At 68.6% G+C, this 15218-nt stretch carries 11 protein-coding genes and 1 tRNA gene; 8 read left to right on the top strand and 4 right to left on the bottom strand.

The genetic code is table 11. The features are described 5' to 3' along the window. Positions 1-529: 529 nt before the first annotated feature. Positions 530-1939: a zinc-dependent metalloprotease gene (locus ABDC25_RS11520; RefSeq protein WP_021199639.1), complete on the bottom strand. Its 1410-nt coding sequence runs from the start codon at positions 1937-1939 to the stop codon at positions 530-532. 118 nt (positions 1940-2057) lie between these two features. Between ABDC25_RS11520 and ABDC25_RS11515 the strand changes: the two genes are divergently transcribed. Together ABDC25_RS11515 and ABDC25_RS11510 are read left to right on the top strand one after the other, a co-directional pair. After that, the gene (locus tag ABDC25_RS11515; protein ID WP_021199640.1) at positions 2058-3149 is read left to right on the top strand and encodes a PDZ domain-containing protein; all 1092 of its coding nucleotides are present in this window, start codon (positions 2058-2060) and stop codon (positions 3147-3149) included. Positions 3150-3226: 77 nt separating this feature from the next. Next, positions 3227-6139 carry a UPF0182 family protein gene (locus ABDC25_RS11510; protein WP_029260315.1) on the top strand — a complete coding sequence of 971 codons (2913 nt, stop codon included), beginning with the start codon at positions 3227-3229 and terminating at the stop codon, positions 6137-6139. 73 nt (positions 6140-6212) lie between these two features. Here ABDC25_RS11510 and ABDC25_RS11505 read toward each other — a convergent pair whose 3' ends face one another. Then, on the bottom strand, positions 6213-6557 hold the full coding sequence (locus tag ABDC25_RS11505; protein ID WP_136023677.1) for a metalloregulator ArsR/SmtB family transcription factor: 345 nt from the start codon (positions 6555-6557) through the stop codon (positions 6213-6215). 83 nt (positions 6558-6640) lie between these two features. Between ABDC25_RS11505 and ABDC25_RS11500 the strand changes: the two genes are divergently transcribed. Together ABDC25_RS11500 and ABDC25_RS11495 are read left to right on the top strand one after the other, a co-directional pair. Then, a complete protein-coding gene (locus tag ABDC25_RS11500) occupies positions 6641-8008 on the top strand; it encodes an FAD-dependent oxidoreductase (protein ID WP_347123014.1) in 1368 nt (455 codons plus the stop codon). Then, positions 8005-8412, top strand: coding sequence for an arsenate reductase ArsC (locus ABDC25_RS11495; RefSeq protein WP_021200357.1), 408 nt, complete (start codon positions 8005-8007; stop codon positions 8410-8412). Before ABDC25_RS11500 ends, ABDC25_RS11495 begins: the two co-directional genes overlap by 4 nt. A 106-nt stretch (positions 8413-8518) precedes the next feature. On the opposite strand, the gene ABDC25_RS11490 is transcribed toward ABDC25_RS11495, so the two are convergent. Further along, positions 8519-8592 (bottom strand) — tRNA-Met (locus ABDC25_RS11490). Positions 8593-8687: 95 nt separating this feature from the next. Between ABDC25_RS11490 and ABDC25_RS11485 the strand changes: the two genes are divergently transcribed. Then, on the top strand, positions 8688-9539 hold the full coding sequence (locus tag ABDC25_RS11485; protein WP_347123013.1) for a carbon-nitrogen hydrolase family protein: 852 nt from the start codon (positions 8688-8690) through the stop codon (positions 9537-9539). A 7-nt stretch (positions 9540-9546) separates the two neighbouring features. On the opposite strand, the gene ABDC25_RS11480 is transcribed toward ABDC25_RS11485, so the two are convergent. Beyond that, positions 9547-10749 (bottom strand): aminotransferase class I/II-fold pyridoxal phosphate-dependent enzyme, encoded by a 1203-nt coding sequence (locus ABDC25_RS11480; RefSeq protein ID WP_347123011.1) that lies wholly within the window; start codon positions 10747-10749, stop codon positions 9547-9549. A 98-nt stretch (positions 10750-10847) separates the two neighbouring features. On the opposite strand from ABDC25_RS11480, the gene ABDC25_RS11475 reads away from it, so the two are divergent. The 3 genes from ABDC25_RS11475 to ABDC25_RS11465 are packed head-to-tail and all read left to right on the top strand — an operon-like array spanning position 10848 to position 15211. Beyond that, positions 10848-12476: a trypsin-like peptidase domain-containing protein gene (locus ABDC25_RS11475; RefSeq protein WP_347123010.1), complete on the top strand. Its 1629-nt coding sequence runs from the start codon at positions 10848-10850 to the stop codon at positions 12474-12476. Positions 12477-12524: 48 nt separating this feature from the next. Then, complete coding sequence (locus ABDC25_RS11470) at positions 12525-13778, top strand: CDP-glycerol glycerophosphotransferase family protein (RefSeq protein ID WP_167254493.1); 1254 nt, start codon at positions 12525-12527, stop codon at positions 13776-13778. After that, positions 13775-15211 (top strand): CDP-glycerol glycerophosphotransferase family protein, encoded by a 1437-nt coding sequence (locus ABDC25_RS11465; protein ID WP_347123009.1) that lies wholly within the window; start codon positions 13775-13777, stop codon positions 15209-15211. Before ABDC25_RS11470 ends, ABDC25_RS11465 begins: the two co-directional genes overlap by 4 nt. The last annotated feature ends 7 nt before the right edge of the window (positions 15212-15218 follow it).

Below are 15218 nucleotides of genomic sequence, written 5' to 3'. Positions count from 1 at the left end.
GTTCACGAGCACGATGGCCACGCCGGGCCGGTGACCGATGTCCACGAGTTCGATGCCTTCGTCGGAGAGTGCCTCGCGCATCCGGTACTCGCTCCGGCCGTCGGCGATCCCGATGTTCTCGACCCAGGCAGGGCGTGCCGCAGCGACATCGTCGAGGAGCACGTCGTCGAGACGCGCGAGGAGTGTGCGTGCCGCCTCCCGCGGAGCGCCGGCCGCGTGCGCGATCACGTCGAAGGAACCCCGCCGGAAACCGGAGCGCAACCGGCTGAGAAGCGGTTCCACCCAGGGGTCCTCCGCATCGATGCGCAGGCCGCCGTCATCTCCGAGCTGAAGGGTGTGCTCGTCGCGCCACAGCAGGGGAGAGCTCGGGTGCAGACGTGTGAGGAGCGGAGGGGTGAGCGGCATCTCTCCGATTGTGGGGAGGATGGCGGCATCGCGGGGCCGCAACCGGGCATCCGTGGACAACTCGCCGACGTTCGTCGAGCGGGGGAGGAGAGGTGCGGGCATCCTCGGACGCCCGCACCCTGCCTCAGACCGGTCGGTCGCCCTCCGGGGCCGCGTCGCCGTCTCCGTCCGCTTCATCCGTGGTTCCCGCTGCGGGCTCGTCGGCCGAGAAGTCGTCGCCGTCGAGCAGGCGGGCCAGTGCTTCATCGAACTCGTCGGCCACCGGCTGTTCGCCACGCTCAGCCGCCTGCAGCCGGGCGACGAGTCCGCTCGGGTCGTCGATGTCCTCGGCCGTCGGCATCAGGTCGGGGTAGTCCCACAGCGAGTCGCGTCCGCTGATGCCGACGGCGTCGGTCACCGCCTGCCACATCGCGGAGGCTTCGCGTATGCGTCGGGGGCGCAGCTTGAGCCCGACCAGTGCGCCGAGTGCGTCTTCCGCAGGACCGCCGACGGCGCGTCGGCGTCGAGCGGCTTCCGCGATGCGGGCACCGTCGGGCAGCCGCGAGGTCGCCTCGGCTGTCACCACGTCCACCCAGCCGTCGATCGTCGCGATGAGGTTCTCGAGTCGGGTGAGCGCCTCGCGCTGCGCCTCGCTCTGCACGGGGAGGAGAGCGCCGCCCTCGATCGCCGCGCGCAGTTCCTCGGGGTCGGAGGGGTCGAGGCGGCTGGCCACGTCTTCCAGCGCGTCCACATCGACGGTGACTCCGCGCGCGAAGTCGGTGATCTGCGCCATCACGTGCAAGTGGAGCCACTTCGCGTGCCGGTAGAGCCGCGCGTACGCGAGCTCGCGGGTGGCGAGGTAGAGCGCGATCTGGTCTTCGGGGATCTCGAGACCTTCGCCGAACGCGGTGAGGTTCTGCGGGATGACGGCCGCCGTCCCCGCGGGGAGCACGGGGATGCCGACATCGCCTCCGGAGACCACCTCGAGCGAGAGGTTGCCGAGCACCTGACCGAACTGCGCGGCGAACACCGAGCCGCCCAGGCCTCGCATCAGCTTGCCTGCCCCCTGGACGACGTCGCGCATCTCCTCCGGCACCTGCGTGTCCAGCGCGGAGGTCAGCGCGTCCGCGATGCTCGTCGACACCGGGTCGGCGATCTCCTTCCACACCGGCAGCGTCTTCTCGACCCACTCCCCGCGGGTCATCGCTGTCGGTGTCTCGGAGAGCTCCGAGATCGTCGTCGCCTCGCCGAGCCACAGATTCGCCAGCGCGAAGGAATCGGCGAGCGAGGTGCGTGAACCGTCGGTCACACCCTGCCCGTCGCGGTTGGCGATGAACAGGGCCTGGCGCAGCGCGTTCTCCCAGGGATCGCCACCGAAGGCGCCCTGCAGCTGCGACATGATCGTCTGCATCATCGCGGGATCGAGTGTGAAGCCGTCCATCCCCTCGAAGGCGCCCCGGAGCGCTTCGGGGTCGATGTCCCCGCCGCCCTGATTCGAGAGCATCTTCCGCAGGAACTCCTGGAAGTCCTCGGGTGTCGGGTCGTTGTCTGCCATGTCGCTCGCCCTCTCAGCACTTCTGTTGCCGTGGCCTCTACGCTAGTCACAGGTTTCTGCGCGCGAACCCGATGCGGGCAGATCGGTGTACGCCGCTCGCGAACGACGGAGGAATGCAGTGGATCGAACGCGGTCTGGGAAGCTCGGACTCGGAGTCTGGGCGCTGATCGTCGCGCTCATCGCCCTTGTTGTGCTGACGTTCCTGCCGTCGCCCTACGTGATCCAGCGGCCGGGCCCGGTGTACGACACCCTCGGCACTGCGGAGGGAGCGGACGGCGAGCAGGTTCCGCTGATCAGCGTCGAGGGCGCCGAGACCTTCGAGACCGCGGGCACTCTGGACCTCACGACGGTCCAGGTCGTCGGCAACCGCGAGCGCACACCGAGCTGGTTCGAGCTGGCACTGGCGTGGATGGACTCGTCCAAGGCGGTCGTCCCGCTCGACACGGTGTTCCCGCAGGGGGTGACGAGTGAGCAGCGCGACGAGCGCAACGCCACGCTGATGGTGGACTCGCAGCACGAGGCGACGGCCGCTGCGCTGAACGAGCTCGGGTACGACACCGGTGCTCAGGTCGTCGTCGTCGACGCCGTCGCCGACTCCCCGGCCGCCGGCATCCTCGAAGCCGACGATGTGATCACCGCGATCGACGGCACGCCGGTCACCTCTGCGACGCAGCTGCGCGAGGCGATCCAGGCTGCCGAGGGAGCCCCCGTGCAGCTCACCGTGCTGCGCGCCGGAGCCGAGCAGACCGTCGAGATCACTCCCGAGAAGCACACCGAGGGCGACGCGACCCTGTGGCTCATCGGCATCACGCTCCGCACCGACTACGACTTCGAGATCGACGTCACGATCCAGCTCGACAACGTCGGCGGCCCCAGCGCCGGGATGATGTTCGCGCTCGGCATCATCGACACCCTGACCGAGGGCGAGCTCAACGGCGGGAAGGACGTGGCCGGTACCGGCACGATCGACGCGGCCGGCACCGTCGGGCCTATCGGCGGCATCCGGCAGAAGCTCTACGGTGCCAGGGACGCGGGGGCCGAGTACTTCCTCGCTCCCGAGGCCAACTGCGACGAGGTCGTCGGGCATGTGCCGGACGGGCTCCAGGTCATCCGCACCGCGACGCTCGACGAGTCTCTCGCCGCGCTCGAGGTCATCGCGGACGACGGAGACGTCGCCGCTCTTCCGACCTGCGAACGCGCCGGGAGCTGAACACACATGTGCGGCCGTGACCTCGCCGTGACCGGGATGACAGCCTGCCCACAGTGAGCGATGCCTAGGATGGTGGGGTGACCTCCTCGCCTTCAGCTCCGAACCCGGCCACGCCTCGAACCTCACGACGCATTCTCGGCATCTCCCTGGTGATCATCGCCGCCTTGATCGCGGTGTTCTTCGTGTTCGCCTCCCTGTACACCGAGTTCCTCTGGTTCGACCAGGTGGGCTTCACCGGCGTCCTCACGACGCAGTGGATCGCCACGGCGGTGATGTTCGTGGTCGGCTTCCTCGGGATGGCCGTTCCGCTGTTCGTCGTCATCCAACTCGCGTACCGCCTGCGTCCGGTGTACGTGCGACTCAGCTCGCAGCTGGATCGGTACCAGGAGGTCATCGAACCGCTGCGTCGCCTGGCGATGTGGGGCATGCCCATCTTCTTCGGACTGTTCGCCGGCTTCGCGGCCGCGGGGCAGTGGAAGACCGTCTGGCTCTGGGCCAACGGTGTGGCGACGTCCGACGTCGACCCGCAGTTCGGCATCGACACCGGCTTCTACATGTTCGCGATGCCGTTCTACACGATCCTGCTCGCCTTCATCTCGGCCGTTCTGCTGCTCTCGCTCCTGGTCACCGCCCTCGTGTCGTACCTGTACGGCTCGGTGCGCATCGGCCAGGGTGAGCTGCGCATCTCGAAGCCCGCACGCATCCAGCTCGCGGTCATCGCGGGCCTCTACCTGCTGGTGCAGGCGGCGAGCCTCTGGCTCGATCAGTACAAGACGCTCGTCGAGCCCGACGACCGCATCACGGGCGCGGCGTACACGGGCGTGAACGCGACGATCCCGGGTCTCGCGATCCTCGCGATCATCGCCGCCGTCGTCGCGATCCTCTTCTTCGTCACCGCCGTCATCGGCCGCTGGCGCTTCCCGCTGGCCGCGACGGCGCTGCTCATCGTGGCGTCGCTCGTCGTCGGCGTGGGATACCCGTGGGTGGTCACCACCTTCCAGGTGAAGCCGAACCAGAACGCCTACCAGGCCGAGTACTACCAGCGGAACATCGACGGCACGAAGGAGGCGTACGGGGTCGCGGACCTCGAGACCACGCCCTTCGCCGCCAAGACCGACGCAGAGGCGGGGCAGCTGCGCGCCGACGCCGAGACCACCGCCTCGACGCGCATCATGGACCCGAAGGTCATCCCGCCGACGGTACGCCAGCTCGAGCAGTACCGCGGGTACTACCAGTTCCAGACGACGATGGACGTCGACCGGTACGAGATCGACGGGAAGATGCAGGACACCGTGGTTTCCGTGCGCGACCTCGACATGTCCGGACTCGGCGACGGCGACAACTGGAACAACCGCGTCGCGGTCTACACCCACGGCTACGGCCTCGTCGCAGCCGCCGGAAACCAGCGCACCACGGACGGCGAACCGGTGTTCCTCGAGCGCGGCATCCCCACCTCCGGGTTCCTGTCGGACCGCGAGAACTTCGAGCCGCGCGTGTACTTCGGCGAGAACTCGCCCGAGTACTCGATCGTCGGCGCCCCCGAGGGGTCGGAGCCTGCGGAGATCGACTACCCACGCGGCAAGGACGGCTCGAGCGAGACGAAGACCACGTTCGAGGGGAACGGTGGTCCGAAGATCGGTGACACGTTCACGAAGCTCCTCTACGCGCTGAAGTTCCAGTCCGAGCAGATCCTGTTCTCGAACCTGGTGAACGAGGACTCGCAGATCCTCTACGACCGCGATCCCAAGACGCGCGTCCAGAAGGTGGCGCCGTACCTCGAGCTCGACAGCGACCCGTACCCGAGCGTGGTGGACGGCCGCATCGTCTGGATCGTCGACGGCTACACCACGAGTCAGACGTACCCGTACTCGACGAGCGTGAGCCTGTCGGATGCGATCGCCGACTCCAACATCCCGTCGCCGACGCTCGCCATCGACGACATCAACTACATCCGCAACTCGGTCAAGGCGACAGTCGACGCCTACGACGGCTCCGTGACGCTCTACGCGTGGGACGACGAGGACCCGGTGCTGAAGACCTGGCAGAAGGTCTACCCGTCGACGGTGAAGCCGATCAGCGAGATGTCCGGCGAGCTCATGAGCCACGTGCGCTACCCGACCGACCTGTTCAAGGTGCAGCGTGACATCCTCGGGGTCTACCACGTCGACAAGGCCGGATCGTTCGCACAGCAGGACAACCGGTGGCAGACGCCGAACGACCCGCGCAGCGAATCGATGCTGCAGCCGCCGTATTACCTGACCATGCAGATGCCGGGGCAGGACACTCCGAGATTCTCGATGTTCTCGACGTTCATCCCGAACTCGCAGGGCGCGGGTGGAAGCCGTGACGTGCTGATGGGCTACCTCGCGGTCGATTCGGACGCCGGCTCGGAGAAGGGCAAGAAGGCAGAGGGTTACGGCCAGCTGCGCATGCTCGAGATCGACACCGACACGACCGTCCCCGGCCCCGGTCAGGTGCAGAACACCTACAACTCGGACACGTCCGTGGTGCCTCAGCTCAACCTGCTGCAGCAGGGGGAGTCCGAGGTCATCTACGGCAACCTGCTGACACTGCCCGTCGGTGGCGGTCTGCTCTACGTGCAGCCCGTGTACGTGCAGTCGTCCGAGGGGACGCAGCTGCCTCGACTGCAGAAGGTGTTGGTCGCCTTCGGTGACCGCGTGGCTTTCGAGAACACGCTCACCGAAGCCCTCGATACCCTCTTCGGCGGTGACTCCGGTGCAACCGGCGGCGATGACACGGTCGAACCTGATCCGGACGCTCAAGTGCCCGATACCGGCGAGGTGCCGACGACGGAGCCCACGCAGCCCACGGGGGCCGAGGCGGAGGCGCTCGCGGCTGCGCAGTCTGCCTTGGTCGACCGTGAGACGGCACTGAAGGCGGGAGACCTCGCGAAGTTCGCCGAGGCGGACGAGCGTCTCACCGCAGCGGTGCAGAAGCTGATCGAGCTCGACTCCGCCGCAGGCAACTAATTCGAGACATCCGCATCGAATGGGCGTCCCTCCGGGGGCGCCCGTTCGCGTCTGTCCGGTGGACCTTCCTCGGTCAGGCGGGCCGAAGTGCGGCGGAGGCGGCGTCGATGGCCTCGACGTCGAGGGAGAAGTACGCCCAACGTCCACGCTGCTCGCGCCTGACGAGTCCTGCGTCGGAGAGGATCTTCATGTGGTGGGAAACGGTGCCCTGAGAGAGCCCGACGGGCTCCGTGAGATCGCAGATGCACGCCTCCCCGCCGTCACCGGCGGCGATGAGGGAGAGCAGACGCACACGGGTCGGATCTCCCAGCGCCTTGAACACGCGCGCCACCTTCTCGGCCTCCTCGGTGCTGATGGTCGAGGTGATGCGCGGTACGCAGCAGGAGGTGCCGGCGTCGATCGTGGCAGGGATGGTCATAGGGCCATGCTACCCACGTATTGACAAACATCGATAGATCACGCACTGTGTTCATATCGAAGTTCATCAATGTAAGGAACGTGATGTCCGAGCTTCCCGTCGTCGTCATCGGCGCAGGCCCCCAGGGGCTAGCCGTCGCCGCACACCTCACCGAGCGCGGGTGCGATGTGATCGTGTTGGAACGTGGGTCGAGCCCCGCCACCGCGGTCTCCGAGTGGGGGCACGTGCGCTTGTTCTCCCGCTGGCCCGAGCTGACCGATGCGGCCTCCCGTCGCCTGCTGGAACCCTCGGGATGGACCCCTCCGACGGACGGGTATCCGACCGGCGCGGAGTGGATCGTGCGGTATCTCGCGCCCCTCGCTGATGTGCTGGGGAAGCGGGTCCGCTACTCGACGACGGTCACCGGCGTCGCGCGCAAGGGGCGGGACCGTGTGGTCGAGAGCGGTCGCGCAGGACAGCCCTTCGTCGTTCATGCGATCGGCGCGGATGGTGAAGAACTCCGGATCGGTGCACGTGCCGTCGTCGATGCGAGCGGTACCTGGGGTCGCCCCAATCCGGCCGGAGCCGAGGGACTCCCCGCGATCGGCGAGACAGGCTTCGCCTCGCATATCTCCTACCGGATTCCGGATGATGTCACGGCCCAGGCCGGGCGGCACGTGGTCGTCATCGGGTCCGGGCACTCGGCCACGCACACCGTGCTGCGCCTGACCGCGTTGGCGCGACGACACCCCGGTACACGGGTCTCGTGGCTGATGCGCCGGGGAAAGGCGGCGTCCCGCCTGCTCGGTGGCGCAACGGGCGATGCGCTTCCCGAGCGCGCGGCGCTGGGCGCGCGGGCTCGAAAAGTCATCGAGTCCGGTCTCGTCGATGTCATCCAGGGGTTCCGCGTCGCGGAGTTCCGCGCGGACGAAGAGGGTCTCACGATCATTGCGGACAGCGGAGGTGCGGTGAGGGGCGTCTCGCACGTGTTCGCCTTGACGGGATTCCGTCCCGACCTCGGCATGCTCTCGGAGGTGCGTGTGGCATGGGACCCGACTCTGGAGGCGGTGGCCGGCATCGCCGCGGACATCGACCCGAACGTCCACTCCTGCGGGTCGGTCGGGGCGACAGGGGCGGCCGAGCTCACCCAGCCGGAAGACGATTTCTACATCATCGGCGCGAAGAGCTACGGGCGTGCGCCCACATTCCTGGCGCTCACGGGATTCGAGCAGGCACGCAGCGTCGCCGCACGGCTCGCGGGCGACCTGATCGCCGCGCGGAGCACGCAGCTCACCCTGCCTGCGACGGGTGTCTGCGGGGGATCGGGTGACTTCGATGGCGAAGGCGGCGGCTGCTGTGGGAATCCCCTCGTCCAGGTCGGCACGGTTCGGGCGAGAATGGAGTTGATTCCGGCAACCGCCGATCACGCCGCAGAGAACTCCGACAGCACGCCCGCGAGGAGCATCCGATGACCGACGTACCCGTCAAGCCCTCCGTCCTCTTCGTCTGCGTGCACAACGCCGGCCGCTCGCAGATGGCCGCGGGTTTCCTGCGTGACATCGCGGGGGATCGGATCGACGTGCGCTCTGCCGGTTCCCTGCCCGCGGATCAGATCAACCCGGTCGCGGTGGAAGCCATGGCCGAGCTCGGTGTCGACATCACGGCGGAATCGCCCAAGGTGCTGACCACCGAAGCCGTGCAGGCCTCCGATGTCGTGATCACGATGGGCTGTGGCGATGCCTGCCCGTTCTTCCCGGGAAAGCGCTACGAGGACTGGGAGCTCGACGATCCTGCCGGACAGGGGATCGACGCCGTGCGACCGATCCGGGACGACATCCGCGCCCGGATCGAACGTCTGGTGGCCGACCTGATCTGAGCCGGGGGCGACGCACTCGATCGAATCCGATCGAGTGCGTCGCACGCGAAGCAAAGCGAAAGGCCCCCTGACCTGGATTTCTCCGAGTCAGAGGGCCTTTCATTTGTTGCGGGGACAGGATTTGAACCTGCGACCTCCGGGTTATGAGCCCGGCGAGCTACCGAACTGCTCCACCCCGCGGCACAAGAAGAAACTTATCACGGATTCCGGAGTCGGTCGAATCGAGAGGGCATCGGGGCGACGTCCCGGGCGTGTCGATGCGAGAGGATGGAGTCATGTCCGAGATCGCAGCCGTCCCCGTCGCCGTGTGCCAGTTCGCGCCCACCGCATCCCGAGCCGACAACCGCGAGCGGATCGCCGAATTGACGGCCGATGCCGCCGCACGTGGTGCGAAGCTGGTCGTGTTCCCGGAGTACTCGAGCTACTTCGTCGATCCTCTGGACGAGAGCCTCGCGGCGAACGCCGAGGACCTCGATGGGGAGTTCGTCGCGACCTTGGCCGCTCTGGCCGCCGAGTACGCCGTCGTGATCGTCGCCGGTCTCGCGGAGCGGGCCGCGGACGGTGAGCGGGTGCGGAACTCCGTCGTGGCGGTGCGCGGCGACGGCATACTCGCCGTGTACCGCAAGCAGCATCTGTACGACGCATTCGGGCAGCGGGAGTCCGACTGGGTCGAACCGGGTGAGCTGGGCCTAGCGGCCATCTTTGACCTCGGCGGTCTGCGCTTCGGACTCATGACCTGCTACGACCTCCGCTTCCCCGAGGTGGCCCGTTCGCTCGTCGATGCGCAGACCGACGCCCTCGTCGTGCCGGCGGAGTGGGTCAGAGGACCGCTCAAGGAGCATCACTGGACCACGCTGCTCGCCGCCCGTGCGATCGAGAACACCGTCTATGTGATCGCCGCGGACCACCCGACTCCGATCGGCGTTGGACATTCGCAGGTCATCGATCCGCAGGGCGTGATCCTCGCCGGTGTGGGCACTGCTCCCGGGATCGCGGTCGCCGTGGTGGAGGGGGAGACGATCGCGCGCGTGCGGGCGACGAACCCGTCGCTGCGGGTGCGGCGCTACGCGGTCGTGCCGCATGACACCGTCCCCGGCGGAGCGGTCGCCCCCGGGGCTCCCTCCTGATCCGCAGTCAGGCGGAGAAGCCTGCGAGACGCGCAGCTGCCTCTTCGAGCACGTCGACGCGCTTGCAGGCCGCGAAGCGCACCAGGCCCGAGTACTCGCCCCGGTGCGCCTCCGAGACGAAGGCCGTGAGCGGGATCGCGACGACGCCCGCGCGTTCGGGCAGAGCGCGGCAGAACGCTGCGGCGTCCGCGCCGCCCAGTGCGGTCGCATCGGCGACGGTGAAGTAGCCGCCCTGCGGGGCGTGCACGGTGAATCCGGCCTCCCTCAACCCGGCTCCGAGGATCTCGTGCTTTCGCGCGAGCGCGGCGGCCGCATCCGCGAAGTACGCGTCGTCCATCCGCAGCCCCACAGCGATGGCAGGCTGGAAGGGGGAGCCGTTCACATACGTGAGGTACTGCTTCACCGTCAGCACGGCCGTGATGAGCGCGGCCGGCCCGTGCACCCAGCCGATCTTCCATCCCGTCGTGGAGAAGGTCTTGCCGGCGGACGAGATGGTCAGTGTGCGCTCGGCCGCTCCGGGGAGGGTCGCGATCGGCGTGTGCGGCGCATGGAAGGCCAGGTGCTCGTACACCTCGTCGGTGACGATGATCGCGTCGTGCCTCTCCGCCAGACGCACCACCTCGCTGAGAACCTCGCGCCCGAACACCGCGCCCGTGGGGTTGTGCGGGTCGTTGACCAGGATGATCCTGGTGCGGTCGGTCACCGCTGCCGCGAGTCGGTCGAGGTCGGGCTGGAAGTCCGGGGCCCGCAGCGGGACGGTGCGAAGGCGCGCCCCCGCGAGAGCCACGGCCGCGGCGTAGGAGTCGTAGTACGGCTCGAACACGACCACCTCGTCGTCCGGGCTGTCGATCAGCGCCAGCAGTGTCGCGGTCAGCGCTTCCGTCGCCCCGGCCGTCACGATCACCTCGCGTGTGGGATCGACGGTCAACCCGTAGAAGCGACGCTGATGAGCGCTGATGGCGTCGAGGAGATCCGGGGTTCCGCGACCGGGAGGATATTGGTTCGCTCCATCTGCGATGGCCTGTCGCGCCGCCTCCAGCACCGCTGCGGGACCGTCTTCGTCGGGGAAACCCTGACCGAGATTGATCGCTCCGGTTCGGGCCGCTGCTGCCGACATCTCTGCGAAGATGGTGGGCGCGACGGTTCCGTCCGCAGCGAGCAGACCTGCACCCGCTGCTGTACGACGCCATGCGCCGGGAATGACACTCATGAAGAACAGGCTAAGGCCATAGCTGAAACTCATCTTCGGCATAAGGAACGCACAGATACAGGCGTCATTCTGAAATGGTCGTCGAAGGAGCACACACCATGAACGAAGACAACCCCCAGGACCAGTCGGCACCCGCGTCGAACGACGCCGTGCCGTCCACCGAGGCCGCAGAGGTCGCCGCTCAGTCGGCGACGGATGCCGCCGCTGACAACGCCACACCGGCGCCCGCCACGCCGGCGTCGGCCGCGCCGGCACCCGTCACACCGGCGTCGGCCGCGCCGGCGCCCGCTGCGCCGGTGCACGGGCATGAGATGCCGTCGACGTTCGCCTCGCAGGCCCCGGCCGCACCGGTGATCGCACCGGTCCCGCAGGGCTACGCGGCACCCGCCACCACCGCGCCGGCAACCGCCACCGCGCAGGGCGCGGCGTTCGGCATCCCCACCGCATCGTCGTACACCCAGCCGACGCAGCCGCTCGACGGCGGTGCCGGCCTTCCGGGCGAGGGGACGAAGACCAAGGAGCAGAAGCCTCGTAGCGGCGCGAAGTTCGCCGCTTTCATCGTCGCGGCCGCTCTGGTCGGCGGGGTCGCCGGTTTCGGCGGAGGCGCTCTGCTGAACGGGCTCCAGGACCAGCCCTCCTCGGGCACGGCGACCGGGCCGCAGACGGTGACCGTGAACAACCCCGGTTCCGTCAACGAGACCACGGCTGTCGCGACCGCCGCACTTCCGTCCGTCGTCACCATCGAGGTGGCGGGCTCCGACCAGGCAGGCAGCGGATCCGGTGTCATCATCAGCGATGACGGCTACGTGCTCACCAACACGCACGTCGTGACGCTGGGCGGCGCTGTCGCGGATCCGACGATCCGGGTGACCACGTCCGATGGACGCATCTTCGAGGCGACCGTGGTCGGCACCGACCCGATCTACGATCTGGCCGTGATCAAGCTGAAGGATGCCAAGGGGCTCACCCCGATCGACTTCGCCGATTCCTCGAAGCTCAACGTCGGCGACACCGCGGTGGCGCTCGGAGCCCCGCTCGGGCTCGCGAACTCGGTCACGACGGGCATCGTGAGCGCGCTGAACCGGAGCATCCAGATCGCTTCCTCCGCTCTGCCCGACTCGTCCTCCGAGGACGCTCCGAACCAGCAGCAGACGCCCGATCAGGGACAGGGCCAAGGGCCGTTCCAGTTCGACATCCCGGGCAGCGGCACGCCGCAGACCTCGGACTCCATCTCGATCGCCGTGATCCAGACGGATGCCGCGATCAACCACGGGAACTCCGGTGGTGCGCTCGTGAACAGCAAGGGCGAGCTGATCGGTATCAACGTGGCGATCGCGAGCTCGGGAAGCTCCGAGGAGTCGGGCTCGATCGGCATCGGCTTCGCCATCCCGTCGAACATCGCCAAGCGGGTCTCCGACGAGATCATCGCCGACGGTGCGGCGACGCACGGCCTTCTCGGCGCCTCGGTCCAGGACGCGTCGAGCGTGCAGGGTGCCACCGTCTCCGGCGCGTACATCGCCAAGGCGACGGACGGCGGCGCTGCGGCTGCGGCCGGCATCCAGGAGGGTGACGTCGTCACCACGTTCAACGGAGTCCCGATCACCAGCGCGAGCGATCTCACCGCTCAGGTGCGTGCGGCGGCGGCCGGCAGCGATGCCAAGGTCACCTACGTGCGCGGCGGCAAGCAGTATGACGTCGAGGTGAAGCTCGGCGAACTCGCCGGCTGAAGCCCACCGCGCGCCGAGAAGGACGCCACCCCGCGATAGGCTCGCGGGGTGGCGTCCTTCTCTTTCGGCACCGGCAATGCGGCCAAGCTCCTGCGGATCCCGCTGTATGCCGTCGGACGCATCGGCACGGTCCTCCTTCCGCGCGGTCGGCGCTGGGTCTTCGGCTGCGGAGCCGGGGTGGGCGACGGCGCCCTCGCACTGCAGCGCTTCGCATCGGCGGCCGGCCACGACACGATATGGCTCACATCGTCGGAGCGCGAGGACCGGGATGCGGCGGCGCTCGGCATCCGGTCCGCGCGCAAGGGCGGGCTTCGCGGCTGGTGGCACACAGCGCGGGCCGGGGTGCTCGTCGTGACGCACGGGCTCGGCGATGTGAACCGCTACGCGAACGGCGGCGCCTTCGTGGTGCAGCTCTGGCATGGGATCCCCCTGAAGCGCATCGGCCTGGACTCGCCCGCGACGACCCAGGTTCCGAATGTTCCCGGCGCAGCGCTGCTCCGCCGTGCCGTCGGCATCCTCTACCGCGCGGCGGCCCAGCGCATCCGAGTGCTCCCCGCGGCTTCGCACCGCGCGAGAGGGCGTCTGGAGTCCGCCTTCGGACTCGGGGGCGACCGCGTAGTGGTGACTGGAGAACCCCGAGTCGACGTGCTCTCGCGTGGTGCGGTCGACGAGGTGCGGTCGGCGGCATCCACTCTTCTCCGTGCAGTGGCGGGAGAGATCCCGGAGACGGCGCGCTCCATCCTGTATGCGCCCACCTGGCGTGACGGTGCCCCCGACCCCGCGGTTCCCACGGCCGACGAGTGGATCCGCATCCTCCGGCTCCTCGAAGAACGTGACGCCGTCCTTTTCGTACGCTCGCATCCTCTCGGCGAAGGCGGGTATGCGCCGCCACTTCCGAGCAGGCGGGTGCGCGCGCTCGGGGCCCCAGTGCTGTCGGACGTGACACCGGCGCTCGCGGCATTCGACGTGCTCGTGACCGACTACTCGTCACTCGCGTACGACGTCGGTCTCCTGCGCATGCCGGTGCTCTTCCTGGCTCCCGATGCGGAGGAGTACGCCACCACCCGTGGGTTCTACGGTCGGTTCGACGACGTCGCGGGCCCGGATGCCGCCGCTGACTGGACGGAATTGCTCGCGCAGCTCGACGCCCTCCTCGCAGACGATGCCGTCCGCGACGCGGCATCCGTCCGTTCCGCTACGCTCAGCGCGGAGATGCACGCGTATCGGGACGGACGCAACACCGAACGCGTCTATCAGGTCATCCGCGCACGGGGGATTCCCGCGCCGAAGGGAGCAGTATGACAACGGCCCGCATCGATGACGCGGCGGAGGCCCTGATCATCGAAGGGACCGGTCAGCGACCGGAGACGGCCGACCTGCGCGGACCGCGGGCGCACGTCGAGGCTCGTATCAGCGGAGGCGGCGCGACCTGGAAGGCGACGTTCCCGCTGCAGGCATCGCGTTGGGGCGGGCCCTCGCTCCCGCTGCCGACCGGCTCCTACGAACTGCGGATCGCCGGCGCCGACCTCGACGGCGTGCGCATCGCTCCGGTGGTGCTCACCGGGGTGCGCATCGCCGTCGATGCCGGTGTCGTGCGCATCGCCGCGCCGATCGATCCGGTGTACGAGACGGCGGAAGGAGGATCCACCCTCGAGGAGAGGTACGTCGCACAGGTGGGAGGCACGGAGAACGCCGTGTTCTTCGAGAGCTTCTACGGACGCAGCGTCGGCTGCAACCCTCGGGCCATCGACCGGGAACTGGCGGCGCGAGCCCCCCAGGTGCGACGGTATTGGAGCGTGGTCGACCTCTCCGTCGAGGTGCCGGAGGGCGCGATCGCGGTCGTCGAGGGCAGCCCGCAGTGGTGGCACGCACGCGGAGCCGCTCGACTGCTGGTGGTGAACGACTGGCTGCGACGGCGCTTCGCTCGCAAGCCCGGCCAGAAGGTCCTCCAGACCTGGCATGGCACGCCCCTCAAGCGGCTCGCGCTGCACCGTCCCGGTTTCGATCCGCGCCGGATGGCGGCGGTCGTGAAGGAATCCCGGCGCTGGGACGTCCTGCTGGCGCAGAACCCGTATTCCGAGCGCATCCTCCGGAAGGCGTACGCCTTCTTCGGGCGACCGATCTGGGTGGAGGGATACCCCCGGAACGATGCGCTCACGACGGGTGATCCCGTCGCGGTCCGTGCAGCGCTCGGCATCGGCCCCGATGAGCGGGTGCTGCTCTACGCGCCGACCTGGCGTGACGATCGCGCCGAGATGGTCGACTTCGTCGACGCGGAGCTTCTGGCACGCCAGGCGAACGCCGTGGTCCTCGTTCGCGGTCACTCCCGCACTCTGGAACAGGGGCGGGATCTCGCCGGTGCACGGGTCATCGATGTGACCGGCTACCCGGAGACGGCGCGGCTGCTGCTCGCCGCGGATGCGCTGATCACCGACTACTCCTCGGTCATGTTCGACTTCAGCGTCACCGGCAAGCCGATGTACTTCCTGGTGCCCGACATCGATCACTATCGCGGACAGCTGCGCGGTTTCTACTTCGATCTCGCGGAGAGGGCGCCCGGTCCGCTCGTGCGGACGCAGGAGGAACTCACCGCTGCCCTCGACGACGAGCGCCACGAGGCGACGTATGCGGATCGCTATGCCGCCTGGCGCCAGCAGTTCAACGCTCGCGACGACGGTCATGCCGCGCGGCGCGTGGTCGACCGCATCCTGGACCTCGGGTTCGTCACGGCCTGAGCGCGGC

This window comes from Microbacterium sp. SY138, assembly GCF_039729145.1.
Taxonomy (GTDB): Bacteria; Actinomycetota; Actinomycetes; order Actinomycetales; family Microbacteriaceae; genus Microbacterium; species Microbacterium maritypicum_A.
The sequence above is the reverse complement of the archived record's forward strand: the minus strand, read 5'-3'. Positions and strand labels throughout refer to the sequence as shown.

What these genes read in the sequence shown, in the direction of transcription:
- ABDC25_RS11465 (WP_347123009.1), top strand. Translation starts at nt 13,775, where the DNA reads ATGACAACGGCCCGCATCGATGACGCGGCGGAGGCCCTGATCATCGAA.
- ABDC25_RS11495 (WP_021200357.1), top strand. Translation starts at nt 8,005, where the DNA reads ATGACCGACGTACCCGTCAAGCCCTCCGTCCTCTTCGTCTGCGTGCAC.
- ABDC25_RS11505 (WP_136023677.1), bottom strand. Translation starts at nt 6,557, where the DNA reads ATGACCATCCCTGCCACGATCGACGCCGGCACCTCCTGCTGCGTACCG.
- ABDC25_RS11485 (WP_347123013.1), top strand. Translation starts at nt 8,688, where the DNA reads ATGTCCGAGATCGCAGCCGTCCCCGTCGCCGTGTGCCAGTTCGCGCCC.
- ABDC25_RS11480 (WP_347123011.1), bottom strand. Translation starts at nt 10,749, where the DNA reads ATGAGTGTCATTCCCGGCGCATGGCGTCGTACAGCAGCGGGTGCAGGT.
- ABDC25_RS11520 (WP_021199639.1), bottom strand. Translation starts at nt 1,939, where the DNA reads ATGGCAGACAACGACCCGACACCCGAGGACTTCCAGGAGTTCCTGCGG.
- ABDC25_RS11475 (WP_347123010.1), top strand. Translation starts at nt 10,848, where the DNA reads ATGAACGAAGACAACCCCCAGGACCAGTCGGCACCCGCGTCGAACGAC.
- ABDC25_RS11500 (WP_347123014.1), top strand. Translation starts at nt 6,641, where the DNA reads ATGTCCGAGCTTCCCGTCGTCGTCATCGGCGCAGGCCCCCAGGGGCTA.